We start from the raw sequence: 13,055 nt of genomic DNA on the forward strand, positions 1-13,055 counted from the left end.
CTCCGTGAACGCACCCGTCACCGCCGTCCTGCGGCGGGTCGACCGGGGCCTGATCGGCCTCGCCGGGCTGCTGCTCGTCGTCCTCGGCGGCGCCGTCCTGGCCGCCGCGCTCGACCTGCCCGTCCCGTCCTGGTGGCCCTGGTCGGGCCCCGGCGACGTGCTCCTGACCGCCGCCGACCGCCGGCGGTGGCGCGCGGAGGGCTGGTGGTGGCCGACCGTCATCGCCGCCCTCGGCATCGTCGTCCTGCTCGCCCTCTGGTGGTTCCTCGCCCAGTTCCGCAGGGGCCGGCTCGCCGAGGTCCTGGTCGACACCGGCGACGGCGACGCCGCCGTGCTGCGCGGCCGGGCCCTGGCGGACGTCCTGGAGGCCGACGCCGCCGCCCAGGAGGGCGTGGCCCAGGCGAAGGTCGCGCTCACCGGCCGCCGCACCGCCCCCCGCACCCGCGTCGCGCTCCTCCTGGAGCCGTACGCCTCCCCGGCCGAGGCGCTGACCGGCCTCGGCGGCGAGGCGCTCGCCCGGGCCCGCGCCTCGGCGGGTCTGGCCGCCCTCCCCACCGAGGCCCGCCTCCGCGCGGTCCGGCACCGGGCCCGCCGCGTGAACTGACCGGGGCTCCGCACGGAAGGTCCCGCCGGGCGTCGCACGCCCGGCGGGACCTTCCGTACCGGATCCGGCCCCCGGGCTCAGAAGCCGTGGCGGGCGCCGCCGTCCACCGGGAGCATCACCCCGGTCAGGTAGGAGGCGGCGGGGGAGAGGAGGAAGGCGGCCGTGCGGCCGAACTCCTCCGGGGTGCCGTAGCGGCGCAGCGGGATGGCCCGCTCGTTGGCGGCGCGGGAGGCCTCCGCGTCGCCGGAGAGGGCGTCGAGCTGCCGGACCCGGTCGGTGTCGATGCGGCTCGGCAGCAGGCCGACCACCCGGATGCCGCGCGGACCCAGGTCGTCGGAGAGGGACTTGGCGAAGCCGGCGAGGCCGGGGCGGAGCCCGTTGGAGATGGTCAGGCCCGCGATCGGCTCGTGCACCGAACCCGAGAGGACGAAGCCGATCACCCCGCCCTCGCCCAGCGCCTCGGCGGACGCCCGGGCGAGCCGCACCGCGCCGAGGAAGACGGTGCCGAAGGCGGCCGTCCACTCCTCGTCGGTGTTGTCCGCGGCGAAGCCCGGCGCCGGGCCGCCGACGCTGATCAGGACGCCGTCGAAGCCGCCGAACCGGGCGCGGGCCTCCGCGATCAGCCGGGCCGGGGTCTCCGGGTCGTCGTTGTCGGCGGCGAGGCCCGCCGCGCCCTCGCCCAGTCCGGCGACCGCCGCGGCGACGCCCTCCTCCTCGCGCCCGGTGACCAGCACCCGGGCGCCCTCCGCGAGCAGGGCCTCCGCGGAGGCCCTGCCGAGCCCCCGGGTCGCGCCGGTGACGACGTACACGCGGTCCTTCAGTCCAAGATCCATGGCCCTATCCTGCCGCCTCGTCGCCGGCCAGCGCGAGCGCCGTCCCGACCAGTCCGATGTGGCTGAAGGCCTGCGGGAAGTTGCCGAGCTGGCGGCGCGTCACCGGGTCGTACTCCTCCGCCAGCAGCCCCACGTCGTTGGTCAGTCCCGCCAGCCGCTCGAAGAGCTCCACGGCCTCCTCCCGGCGTCCGGTCGCCCGCAGCGCGTCGGCGAGCCAGAAGGAGCAGACGAGGAAGGTGCCCTCCCGCCCGGGCAGTCCGTCGACCGCGCCCGAGTCGGGGGTGTAGCGCCGCAGGAAGCCCCGGTGGGTCAGCCCCTCCCGGACCGCGTCGACGGTGCCGACCACCCGGGGGTCGTCCGGCGGCAGGAAGCCGACCCGGGGGATGAGCAGGGTGGCGGCGTCGAGTTCGGCGGAGCCGTACGACTGGGTGAAGGTGTTCCGCACGGGGTCGTACGCCTTGGCGCAGACGTCCGCGTGGATCTCGTCCCGGAGCGCCCGCCAGCGGTCCGGCTCCCCGGGCAGCGAGGGGTCCGCCTCCAGGGTGCGCACCGCCCGGTCGGCCGCCACCCAGGCCATCACCTTGGAGTGGGTGAAGTGGCGGCGGGGGCCGCGCACCTCCCACAGGCCCTCGTCGGGTTCGCGCCAGTGCGACTCCAGGAAGCCGAGCAGGCTGAGCTGGAGGTTCCAGGCGTGCCGCTCGGGCGGAATGCCCGCCTCCCGGGCGAGCGACAGGGAGTCCATGACCTCGCCGTAGACGTCGAGCTGGAACTGCTCGACGGCCGCGTTCCCGGTCCGCACCGGCACCGAGTCCGCGTAGCCGCGGAGCCAGGGCAGCGCGGTCTCGGGGAGCCGCCGCTCGCCCGCGGGTCCGTACATGATCTGGAGGTCGGCGGGGTCGCCGGCGACCGAGCGGAGCAGCCAGTCGCGCCAGGCGGCGGCCTCGTCGGCGTATCCGGCGGCGAGGAGCGCGCCGAGGGTGAGGGAGGAGTCGCGCAGCCAGCAGGCCCGGTAGTCCCAGTTCCGCACGCCGCCGATCTCCTCCGGCAGGGAGGTGGTCGGGGCGGCGACGATCCCGCCGGTGGGGGCGTAGGTCAGCGCCTTGAGGGTGATGAGGGAGCGGACCACGGCGGCGCGGTACGGCCCCCGGTAGGTGCAGCGAGCGGTCCACTCCCGCCAGTCGGCGAGCGACTGCTCCAGGGCCTCGAAGGGGTCGACGAGGGCGGGCCGCCGCTCGTGGGAGGGGTGCCAGGTGAGGACGAAGGCGACCCGCTCGCCGGCGGCGACGGTGAAGGCGGAGCGGGTGGAGTACTGCTGGCCCCAGGTCTTCACCTGCGGTTCGCTGCGCAGCCAGACGGCGTCGGGCCCGGCGACGGCGACCCGGTGCCCCTCGGAGCGCCGCATCCAGGGCACGACCGAGCCGTAGTCGAAGCGGAGGCGGAGCACGGCGGCCATCTCCACCCGGCCGCTGATCCCCTCGACGATCCGGACGACGTCCGGGGCGCGGTCCCGCTGGGGCATGAAGTCGGTGACCTTGACGCTGCCGGTGCGGGTCTCCCAGAAGGTCTCCAGGACGAGGGAGTCCTCGGCGTAGCGGCGGGAGGTGCAGGTGGTGGCGCCCTGGGGGGCGATCCGCCAGTGGCCGTTGTCCTCGTCGCCGAGGAGGGCGGCGAAGCAGGCGGCGGAGTCGAAGCGGGGCAGGCAGAGCCAGTCGACCGAACCGTCGCGGCCGACGAGCGCGGCGGTCTGGAGATCGCCGATCAGGGCGTAGTCGTCGATGCGTCGGGTCACGCTCTGGGCTGTTCCCGCCGGCGGCGGCGGTCAATCAGCGGGGCGAGGTGGCCTGGATCGCGGCGCCGTCCCCTTGCGGGGCCTCCGGGGCGTCCCCGGGGGTCTCCCCGGCGCCGTCCTCCGCGGCGCGGGCGGCGGCCTCGCGGTCGCGCCTCTCGCGCCGGGCGAGGACGATCCAGCCGACCGGCACGCCGGCGGCGAAGAGCCACCACTGGACCGCGTACGCCATGTGGGCGCCGATCGAGTCGTGGTCCGGCTCGGGGATCTGCTCGGGGGAGCCGTCGGCCGCGGCGGGCTCGGTCTGCTCGACGTAGCCGCCCAGCACCTCGCGTCCGATCAGCTCGGCCTGCTGGCCGCTGCTGATGAGCATCACCTGGCGGTCCGGCAGGCCCTTGAGGTCCTTGATGCCGCTGGCGCCGGTGGTCTCGTCGGCCTTGAGGCGGCCGGTGACGGTGACCTCGCCGCGGGGCGCGGGCGGGACCTCGGGGTAGTCGCGCTGGTTGGCGGCGGCCGGCACCCAGCCCCGGTTGACCAGGACGACCGTGCCGTCCTTGAGGACCAGCGGGGTGAGCACGTGCGCGCCGACCCGGTCGTCGGATGAGGTGCGGCGGCGGACGACCACCTCGTGGGCGGTGTCGAAGGTGCCGGTGGCGGTGACCGGGCGCCAGTAGTCGGCGCGGGGGACGACGTGGCCGGGGGAGGTGAGCTCCTCGACCGGGACCGGCGCGGCCTTCAGGTTGTCGGCGATCAGGGCGTTCTGGGCGACCCGGCGTTCGTGCCGGTGGAACTGCCAGAAGCCCAGCTCGATCATCACGGGGATGAGGGCGAGGGCGACGAGGGTGAGGATCACCCACTGCCGGGACAGCAGGAAGCGGTACACCCCATGACCGTACCCTTGCGCCCACGGGGCGGCCGCAGAGGGGTCGGGTGACCGGAGTCACCCGACCAGGATCGTTTCTTCACAAGGGGCCGGGTGGCTCACACCCGGTCGACGATGCCCGCCTTCCCCTCCGCGCGGGCGCAGTGGGCGCCGCAGTACCAGTTGCCCTCCACCTCGACGCCCTGCCCGATGATCTGGACCCGGCAGTGCTCGCAGATGGGCGCCATGCGGTGGATGGCGCAGGCGAAGCAGTCGAAGACGTGCACCGCGCCCTGCGCGTGCACTTCGAAGGACATGCCGTAATCGTTTCCGCAGACCTCACAACGTGCCATGCGCCACAGGGTGGGCCCCGGGGGCCGTGCGCGCCGCGCGGCACGCCCGCCGGGGGCGGGGTGTCACCCGTCTGCCGGGGCGACGTCCCGCAGCAGGTGGGCGTAGGCGGCCTCGTCGACGATCGGGGTGCCGAAGCTCCTGGCCTTGACCGTCTTGGAGGTGCCGGCGTCCGGGTCGTTGGTGACGAGCAGGCTGGTGAGGCGGGAGATCGAGCCGGCGACGTGCAGCCCGGCCTCGACCGTCCGGTCCTCCAGGAGCTCCCGGTCGACGGAGGTGTCGCCGGAGAAGGCGACCCGCATCCCCTGCTTGAGCGGCTTGTCGCTCTCGTACCGGCCGGGGTTGGGGTACGGGCAGGCGGGCCGCCTCCGGGAGGGGCGCCAGCCGCCCGCCCGGTAGGAGGACGGGGCGCCGAGCGCGGGGCGGGCGGGGCCGGAGGCCCACTCGGTGAGCGGGCGGCACTCCAGGAGCGGCAGCCGGACGTTCCGCTCCGCCGCCGCGTGCAGGCTGGGGCGGAAGGCCTCGGCGAGCACGCGCGCGTCGTCGAGGGCGTCGTGCGCGCGCTGCTGCACCACCCCGAAGTGGGCGGCGAGCGAGGCCAGCTTGTGGTTGGGCAGCGGCAGCGCCAGCTCCTTGGCGAGCGCGATGGTGCACAGCCGCTGCTTCACGGGCGCGGTCCGCTCGGCCCGGGCGTACTCGCGGGCGATCATCTGCCAGTCGAACATCGCGTTGTGCGCGACGAGGACGCGCCCGTCGAGGCGGGCGGAGAACTCCTCGGCGATCTCCCCGAAGAGCGGAGCCCCCTCCAGGAGGTCGCTGGTGAGGCCGTGGATCCAGACCGGTCCGGGGTCCCGCTCCGGGTTCACCAGGGTGTACCAGTGGTCCTCCACCTCCCCCTGCGCGTCGAGGCGGTAGACGGCGGCGGACACGATCCGGTCGTCGCGGGCGAGACCGGTGGTCTCCACGTCGACGACCGCGTACCCCTGCGGGTAGGCGGCCGGCCACGTCGCTGCTGTCGTGCGGTCGTCGAGCATGGTCATTGAGAATACGGCCCGCGACCGACAGCCCCACCCTCACTGCCCCTGATGTCCGCTATGTCACTCCCGCCGGGTGGCCTGCCGCACGGGAGCGCGCTTGCGGAGCCGCCCCCCGCGCGCGGGCCCGGCGCCGATCGCCGCCCCGCGCGCGTGCCGCCGCGTTTCCCTCCGGCCCCGGGGCGGGCCCTCATCGGCGCAGCAGCCCCTCGACCAGGGCGCGCACCGAGACCGCGAAGAGCCGATCGGTCTCCACCGGGGCGGCCAGCGCGCGGGCGAGCGGCGGGTCGGCGTCGGCGGTCTCGGCGTCCCACAGCTCCTCCTCGGCGGGCGACTGGGCCGGGGCCCGTTCGCGGTTGCGCTCCACGAGGACGTACCCGACGACCTGGAAGGCGACCGCCCGCACCAGCTCCGCCGCGCGCTCGCCGCGCAGTCCCGCCGCGTGCGCCTCCCGGACCAGGGCCCGCTGGGCCGGCAGGAACATGCGCTCGGTCAGGCCGCGCTCGTGGACCATCGCCACCAGGTGCGGACGCTCGCGCAGGGCCCGGCGCAGGGCGTGGGCCACCGAGCAGATCCGCTCCGCCGGGTCGGCCCCGTGCGGCCGGATCGCGCCCAGGTCGGCCACCGTCCGCGCGGCCAGCGCGTCGAGCAGCGACTCGCGGTTGCCCACGTGCCAGTAGATCGAGGTGACCGCGGTGTCGAGGGCGGCGGCGAGCCCGCGCATGGTGAGCCCGTCCGGTCCGTGCGCCCGCACCAGGGCCGCCGCCGCGTCCAGGACCTCCTCGCGGCTGAGCGTCCGGCGTGTCATCCACTGCTCCCTGATGAACCGTCAATTCCCGTCGCGCACGCGTCTTTACCCTTCATCGACAGCGGTGTAACAGTGTTACAGGCCGTCGCCCCGGCAGCTCCGGGAGGCCGGCGGCCGTCTCCGTCCGGAAGGGTGGTACGACATGGCACGAGTACGGTACGGGGCGCGCACCGCGGCGGAGGCCGCCGCCGCCCGCGCCGCCGCCGCGAAGCTCCCCGACATCTGGTCCACCGGCGTGGTCGCCCTCTGGGAGACCGATCCCGACGCGGTGGCGGCCGTCCTGCCGCCCCCGCTGAAGCCCACCGGGCGCCCCCTGGTCCGGGTCACCGTCAGCAAGGTCGACCTGCCCGGCTACCCGCTCGGCGCCGGCTCGGTCTCGGTGGCCGCCGCCCACGGGGCGACCGAGGGCTGGTACCCGCTGGTCATGCCGATGACCCACGAGCGGGCCCTGGCCGGCGGCCGCGAGGTCTTCGGCGAGCCGAAGAAGCTGGGCGAGGTCGTCGTCGAGCGCGACGGGCTCGTGGTGGGAGCCCGGCTCGCCCGGCACGGCATCGCCTTCGTCGAGGTGCGCGGCGCCGTCTCCGGCGCGCTGCCGCTGCCCGAGCCGGCCGAGAAGACCGACTTCTACTTCAAGTTCCTTCCCGGCGTGGAGGGTTCCGGCTTCGACGCCGACCCCGTCCTGGTCCACTGCGTCCGCCGGGAGAAGGTCCGGAAGCTGGAGCGGATCACCGGGGACGTCGTCCTGCGCGAGTCCATGTACGACCCCGTCGCCGATCTCCCGGTCCGCCGGATCGTCGAGATCACCCTCGGCGAGAAGACCTCCGACCAGCGCGGCCGGGTCGCCGAGCGGGTCTCCGCCGAGGCGCTGCTGCCCTACGTCCACCAGCGCTACGACGACCCCGCGCAGATCCTCGACGGCCCCCCGGAAGGAAGCGTCTGATGGAGCTCGGGGAGGGACAGGTCGCCGTCGTCACCGGCGCCGCGAGCGGCATCGGCCGGGCCATGGCCCGCCGCTTCGCCGCCGAGGGCCTCGCCGTCGTCCTCGGCGACGTGGAGCGGGGACCGCTCGACGAGGCCGCCGGCGCACTGGCGGCGGACGGGGCGCGGGTCCTCGCCCGGACCGTCGACGTCTCCGACCCGGAGCAGGTGCGTGCCCTCGCCGACGCCGCCTACGACGCCTTCGGCGCCGTCCACGTCCTCTGCAACAACGCCGGCGTCGGTTCCGGCGCCGAGGGCCGCATGTGGGAGCACGAGCCCAACGACTGGAAGTGGGCCTTCTCCGTCAACGTGTGGGGCGTCTTCCACGGCATCCAGGCCTTCGTGCCCCGCATGCTGGCGGGCGGCGAACCCGGCCACGTCGTCAACACCTCCTCCGGCGACGGGGGCATCGCCCCGCTGCCCACCGCCTCCGTCTACGCGGTCACCAAGGCGGCCGTCGTCACCATGACCGAGTCGCTCTACGCCCACCTGCGCGCCGAGCACGCGCGCGTGGGCGCCTCCGTGCTCTTCCCCGGACCGCACATGCTCCGCACCGGCCTGTGGGAGTCGCACCGCAACCGGCCCGAGCGGTACGCCAAGGAGCGCCCGCGCCGGACCCCGTACCGCTCCCTGGACCAGTGGGAGGCCGCCATGAAGGAGGCCGGCCACGAGGTCGCCTTCACCCCGGTGGAGGAGGTCGCCGAGCACGTCGTCGAGGGGATCAGGGCAGACCGCTTCTGGATGCTCCCGGCGAGCGAGCACAGCGACCGGCAGATCGCGGCGCGCTCGCGGTCGATGCTCGACCGCGCGAACCCGTCCTACCTGGAGAGCTTCATCCTCGACTGACCTGACTGAGGGGCCATGTCCATGAGCCACGAGGACCCGTACCTGATCGTCTCCTCCGACTGCCACGCCGGGCTTCCCACCGAGGAGTACCGGCCCTATCTGGAGTCCCGCCACTACCGGGCCTTCGACGACTTCCTCGCCGGGCGCCAGGCCCGCCGCGAGGCCATGACCCGCCTCGGGGTGCGCAACGAGGACTTCGCGTCGAAGTGGTTCAGCGACCACGAGGAGGGGCTGCGCGGCGGCTGGGACCACGCGCAGCGGATCAAGGAGCTGGACGGCGACGGCGTCGCCGCCGAGGTCGTCTTCCCCGACGCGGACGCCGTCGACAGCCGGACCGCCGCCCCCTTCGGCGTCGGCCTCGGCCTCTCCGGCGACCAGGACCCCGAGCTCGGCATGGCGGGCGCCAAGGCGCACAACCGCTGGCTCGCCGAGTTCGTCGCCCACGACCCGGCCCGGCACTGCGGCGTCGCCCTGCTGCCCGTCACCGCCGACCCGCGCGAGGTGGTCGCCGAGATCCACCGGGCCAAGGAGTCGGGGCTCGGCGCCCTGATGATCCCGTCCATGTGGGTCGACAGGCCGCCCTACCACGACCGGCGGTACGACCCCGTGTGGGCGGCCGCCGCCGAGACCGCGATGCCGGTCCTCACCCACTCCGGCGCCGCGCCCCGCGAGGAGTACGGCGACCACCTCGGCATCTACGTCTCCGAGGTCACCTGGTGGCCGGCCCGGCCGCTGTGGTTCCTGCTCTGGTCCGGGGTCTTCGAGCGCCACCCGGGGCTGCGGTTCGGCGTCGCCGAGTCCGGCTGCTGGTGGCTGCCGAACCTGCTCTGGTTCATGGACCGGCTCTACCTCGGCGCGCACGGCGGCAAGAAGCTCTCGCCCTTCGCGGAGCTGCTGCGCCCGCCGAGCGAGTACCTGGACCGGCAGGTCTTCGTCTGCGCCACCAACACCAAGCGGCGCGAGCTGGCGCAGCGGTACGAGATCGGCGTCGACACCATCCTCTGGGGCTCGGACTTCCCGCACCCCGAGGGCACCTGGCCGAACACCCGCACCTGGCTGCGGAACACCTTCCACGACATCCCCGTGGCGGAGACCCGGCGGATGCTGGGCCTGGCCGCCGCCGAGGTCTTCGGCTTCGACACCGGGAAGCTGGAACCGGTCGCCCGGCGGATCGGCCCCACCCCCGCCGAGCTCGGCCAGCCCGCCGACCAGACCGCCGTCGAGGCCTCCTGGGCCCGCTCCCGCGCGACCGGCCGCCACTGGCTCACCGGCGGCGACTTCCCGGTCACGGGCCCGGACGCGGGGGTGACCCCGTGACCGACCGCCACACCGTGATCTCCGCCGACTGCCACGCCGGCGCCGACCTCCTCGACTACCGGCCCTACCTGGAGAAGCGGTTCCACGACGACTTCGACGCCTGGGCCGCCGCGTACGTCAACCCGTACGAGGACCTGCTCGCCGACACCGCCGACCGCAACTGGAACTCCGGCCGGCGGCTGCGCGAGCTGGAGGAGGACGGGATCGTCGCCGAGGTCGTCTTCCCCAACACCATCCCGCCCTTCTTCCCCTCCGCCTCCCTCATGGCCCCGGCCCCCACCCGGGAGGAGTTCGAGCGCCGCTGGGCGGGACTGCGCGCCCACAACCGCTGGCTCGCCGACTTCTGCGGCCTCGCCCCCGGCCGCCGGGCCGGCGTCGCCCAGATCCTCCTCAACGACGTCGAAGAGGCCGTCCGCGAGATCCGCCGCACCCACGCGGCCGGCCTCACCGGCGGCATCCTGCTCCCCGGCACCCCGCCGGGCAGCGGACTGCCGGAGCTGTACTCGGAGGCGTACGACCCGATCTGGGCCGTTTGTGAGGAGCTGGGGGTCCCGGTGAACCACCACGGCGGCTCGGCCTCCCCGCCGCTCGGCGACGAGCCGGCCGCCCGGGCCGTCTTCATGGTGGAGACCACCTGGTTCTCCCACCGGGCGCTGTGGCACCTGGTCTTCGGCGGCGCCTTCCGCCGCCACCCCGGCCTCAGGCTGGTCCTCACCGAGCAGGGCTCCGGCTGGATCCCCGGCGTGGTGGAGATGCTGGACTACTACCACGGGCGCCTCGTCGCGGCGGCGGGCCGGGCGGTCACCGCCGAGTCGAAGTTCGGCGCGGGCCTCGCCGACTCCATGGGCCGCAGTCCCGGCGAGGTCTGGCGGGACAACTGCTTCGTCGGCGCCAGCTTCATGCGCCCCCACGAGGTGCCGCTGCGCGACCGGATCGGCCTCGACAAGATCATGTGGGGCAGCGACTACCCCCACGACGAGGGCACCACCCCCTACTCCCGCGAGGGGCTCCGCCTCGCCTACGCGGGCCTGCCCCGCGAGGAGGTGGCGGCGATGGTCGGCGGCAACGCGGCCCGCGTCTACGGCTTCGACCTCGCCCTCCTCGACCGGCTCGCGGCCGTCCACGGCCCGACCGTCGAGGAGATCGCCACCCCCCTGGAGAGGGTCCCGGAGGGCGCCACCAGCCCGGCGTTCGCCCCGGGCGGGTCGGTCCGCGTCTGGTGACCCGACGGGTGCGACCCTCCAGGGGTGACCGCAGCCCCCGCACACGACGAGGCCCACGGCGGCGCCCTCGGTTCCCGTCTCAACTGGCTCCGGGCCGCCGTGCTCGGAGCCAACGACGGCATCGTCTCCACCGCCGGCCTCGTCGTGGGCGTCGCCGGCGCCACCGGGTCCCGGGCGGCCCTCCTCACCGCGGGGCTCTCCGGCCTCCTGGCCGGCTCGCTCTCCATGGCGGTGGGGGAGTACGTCTCGGTCTCCGTCCAGCGCGACTCCGAGACCGCGGCCCTCGCCGGCGAGCGGAAGGAGCTCCACGAGAGCCCCGAGGCCGAGCTCGACGAGCTCACCGCCCTCCTTACCGCCCGCGGCCTCAGCGCCGGCGTGGCCCGCGAGGCCGCCGTGCAGCTCACCGAACGCGACGCGCTCAGGGCCCACGCGCGCGTGGAGCTGGGCATCGACCCCGACGACCTCACCGATCCCTGGCACGCGGCCTGGGCCAGCTTCCTCGCCTTCACGGCCGGCGCCCTGCTCCCGCTGCTCGCGATCGTCCTGCCGCCCGCCTCCCTCCGCCTGTGGATCACCGTCGTCTCGGTCCTCGCCGCCCTCGCCCTCACCGGCTGGTGGGCCGCCCGCCTGGCCGCCGCCCCCGCCCCGCGCGCCACCCTCCGCACCGTCGCCGGAGGCGCCCTCGCCATGGCCGTGACCTACGCGGCAGGCTCCCTCCTGGACGTCGCCGGGGTCTGACCGGGACCCGCTTGTCGGAAGCCGCCAAAGCCTGCTGACACGTCGTCTCGCATACTTGTCGGTAACGGCGTCTAGCCGCCCGCGGGGACGGGCCCTACCGTCGACGCATGCCGAACCTGCCCGATGTCGTGCTCTGGTCCATACCGGCGTTCGTCCTGCTCACCGTCGTGGAGATGGCGAGCTACCGGCTCCACCCCGACGAGGACGCCGCCGGGTACGAGGCCAAGGACGCCGCCACCAGCATCGGCATGGGACTCGGGAGCCTCTTCGCCGACCTCGTGTGGAAGATCCCGGTCGTCGCGGTCTACGCCGCCGTCCACGAGCTCACTCCGCTGCGCGTCCCCGTCCTGTGGTGGACGATCCCGCTGATGCTGCTCGCCCAGGACTTCCTCTACTACTGGTCGCACCGGGGCCACCACGTCATCCGGCTCCTGTGGGCCGGCCACGTCGTGCACCACAGCAGCCGCAGGTTCAACCTCTCCACCGCCCTGCGCCAGCCCTGGACCGGCTTCACCTCCTGGCCGTTCTACCTGCCGATGATCGCGCTCGGCGTCCACCCCGCCGCCGTCGCCTTCTGCTCCTCGGTCAGCCTCGTCTACCAGTTCTGGATCCACACCGAGCGCGTCGACCGGCTGCCCCGGCCCTTCGAGTACGTCCTCAACACCCCCTCCCACCACCGCGTCCACCACGCCTCCCAGGGCGGCTACCTGGACCGCAACTTCGGCGGGATCCTCATCCTCTGGGACCGGCTCTTCGGCTCCTGGACCGGCGAGACCGAGCGGCCCGTCTACGGCCTCACCAAGAACATCGAGACCTACAACCCGCTCCGCGTCGCCACCCACGAGTACGCCGCCATCGCCCGCGACGTCCGCGCCGCCCGCGACTGGCGGGAGCGCGCCGGACGCGTCCTGCGCGGCCCCGGCTGGCAGCCGGCGGACCGCACCCCCACCCCGTCCCACGACCGGACCACCGCCCCGGAGCCCACCGCGTGAACACCCCCGGCACCACCCTCCCGCCCCCGCCCGCACCGCCCCCCTCGCCCTCTCCCGGGTCCTGCTCGGCGCCTTCCTCCTCGCCGCGGCCGTCGACCTCGGCTCCCTCCTCGCCGGCGCCGACACCGGCCACCTGGTCGCCAAGCCCCTCCTGATGCCGCTGCTCGCCGCGTACGCGGCCGCCCAGGGCGCGCCCCGGCTCCTCCTCGCCGCGCTCCTCCTCGGCTGGGGCGGCGACGTCCTCCTGCTCCTCGACGCCGACTGGGCCTTCCTCGCGGGCATGGGCTCCTTCGCCCTCGGCCACGTCTGCTACCTCACGCTCTTCGCGAGGCGCCGCACCTCGCCCGCCCTCGGCGCGGTCTACGCCCTGGCCCTCGCGGGCACCGTGCTCGCGCTCTGGCCCGGACTCCCCGCCGACCTGCGGATCCCCGTCGCCGGCTACTCCCTGCTGCTCACCGCGATGGCGTACCGGTCCAGCTCCCTCGGCGCCCTCGCCGGCGCCGGCGGCGCCCTGTTCCTGCTCTCCGACACCCTCATCGCCACCGGCATCGCCGAGTGGCCCCAGCTGCCGGCCCCCGACTTCTGGGTCATGCTGACCTACATCGCCGCCCAGTACCTGCTGACCGCGGGGGCCCTGCGGACGATGTACGGTGCACGTCGTACAACGAGCTGACCAGGACGAG

The 13,055-nt window shown here is 74.8% G+C and carries 14 protein-coding genes; 8 read left to right on the forward strand and 6 right to left on the reverse strand.

Going from position 1 to position 13,055, the window contains the following annotated elements:
* The first annotated feature begins 4 nt into the window (after positions 1-4).
* Entirely contained in the window at positions 5-604 is a 600-nt protein-coding gene (gene amaP / locus IE287_RS21360) for an alkaline shock response membrane anchor protein AmaP (protein WP_189850729.1), read from the forward strand.
* A 77-nt stretch (positions 605-681) separates the two neighbouring features.
* Here amaP and IE287_RS21365 read toward each other — a convergent pair whose 3' ends face one another.
* From IE287_RS21365 to IE287_RS21390, 6 genes are all read right to left on the reverse strand, one after another.
* Entirely contained in the window at positions 682-1,437 is a 756-nt protein-coding gene (locus tag IE287_RS21365) for an SDR family oxidoreductase (RefSeq protein ID WP_189850730.1), read from the reverse strand.
* Between the two features lie 4 nt (positions 1,438-1,441).
* Positions 1,442-3,226 (reverse strand): glycoside hydrolase family 15 protein, encoded by a 1,785-nt coding sequence (locus IE287_RS21370; RefSeq protein ID WP_189850731.1) that lies wholly within the window; start codon positions 3,224-3,226, stop codon positions 1,442-1,444.
* Positions 3,227-3,260: 34 nt separating this feature from the next.
* Entirely contained in the window at positions 3,261-4,106 is an 846-nt protein-coding gene (locus IE287_RS21375) for an SURF1 family cytochrome oxidase biogenesis protein (protein ID WP_189850732.1), read from the reverse strand.
* A 98-nt stretch (positions 4,107-4,204) separates the two neighbouring features.
* On the reverse strand, positions 4,205-4,438 hold the full coding sequence (locus IE287_RS21380) for a metallothionein (protein ID WP_051787423.1): 234 nt from the start codon (positions 4,436-4,438) through the stop codon (positions 4,205-4,207).
* 63 nt (positions 4,439-4,501) lie between these two features.
* Positions 4,502-5,476 (reverse strand): DEDDh family exonuclease, encoded by a 975-nt coding sequence (locus tag IE287_RS21385; protein ID WP_189850733.1) that lies wholly within the window; start codon positions 5,474-5,476, stop codon positions 4,502-4,504.
* 184 nt (positions 5,477-5,660) lie between these two features.
* Positions 5,661-6,278 carry a TetR/AcrR family transcriptional regulator gene (locus tag IE287_RS21390; RefSeq protein ID WP_189850734.1) on the reverse strand — a complete coding sequence of 206 codons (618 nt, stop codon included), beginning with the start codon at positions 6,276-6,278 and terminating at the stop codon, positions 5,661-5,663.
* Positions 6,279-6,420: 142 nt separating this feature from the next.
* Between IE287_RS21390 and IE287_RS21395 the strand changes: the two genes are divergently transcribed.
* The 7 genes from IE287_RS21395 to IE287_RS21425 all read left to right on the forward strand — a co-directional run bounded on the left by IE287_RS21395 (position 6,421) and on the right by IE287_RS21425 (position 13,045).
* Positions 6,421-7,218 carry an acetoacetate decarboxylase family protein gene (locus IE287_RS21395; RefSeq protein WP_189850735.1) on the forward strand — a complete coding sequence of 266 codons (798 nt, stop codon included), beginning with the start codon at positions 6,421-6,423 and terminating at the stop codon, positions 7,216-7,218.
* On the forward strand, positions 7,218-8,102 hold the full coding sequence (locus IE287_RS21400; RefSeq protein WP_189850736.1) for an SDR family NAD(P)-dependent oxidoreductase: 885 nt from the start codon (positions 7,218-7,220) through the stop codon (positions 8,100-8,102). The genes IE287_RS21395 and IE287_RS21400 overlap by 1 nt, the downstream gene beginning before the upstream one ends.
* Positions 8,103-8,123: 21 nt before the next feature.
* A complete protein-coding gene (locus IE287_RS21405) occupies positions 8,124-9,419 on the forward strand; it encodes an amidohydrolase family protein (RefSeq protein ID WP_189850737.1) in 1,296 nt (431 codons plus the stop codon).
* Complete coding sequence (locus IE287_RS21410; RefSeq protein WP_189850738.1) at positions 9,416-10,642, forward strand: amidohydrolase family protein; 1,227 nt, start codon at positions 9,416-9,418, stop codon at positions 10,640-10,642. Before IE287_RS21405 ends, IE287_RS21410 begins: the two co-directional genes overlap by 4 nt.
* Before the next feature lie 24 nt (positions 10,643-10,666).
* Entirely contained in the window at positions 10,667-11,380 is a 714-nt protein-coding gene (locus tag IE287_RS21415; RefSeq protein ID WP_189850739.1) for a VIT1/CCC1 transporter family protein, read from the forward strand.
* 107 nt (positions 11,381-11,487) lie between these two features.
* Complete coding sequence (locus IE287_RS21420) at positions 11,488-12,372, forward strand: sterol desaturase family protein (RefSeq protein WP_189850740.1); 885 nt, start codon at positions 11,488-11,490, stop codon at positions 12,370-12,372.
* A 61-nt stretch (positions 12,373-12,433) separates the two neighbouring features.
* Positions 12,434-13,045, forward strand: a complete 612-nt coding sequence (locus IE287_RS21425; protein ID WP_189850779.1) for a lysoplasmalogenase family protein — start codon at positions 12,434-12,436, stop codon at positions 13,043-13,045.
* Positions 13,046-13,055: the final 10 nt, after the last annotated feature.

Origin of the sequence: Streptomyces omiyaensis, assembly GCF_014650895.1 — a bacterium.
GTDB classification, from domain to species: Bacteria; Actinomycetota; Actinomycetes; order Streptomycetales; family Streptomycetaceae; genus Streptomyces; species Streptomyces omiyaensis.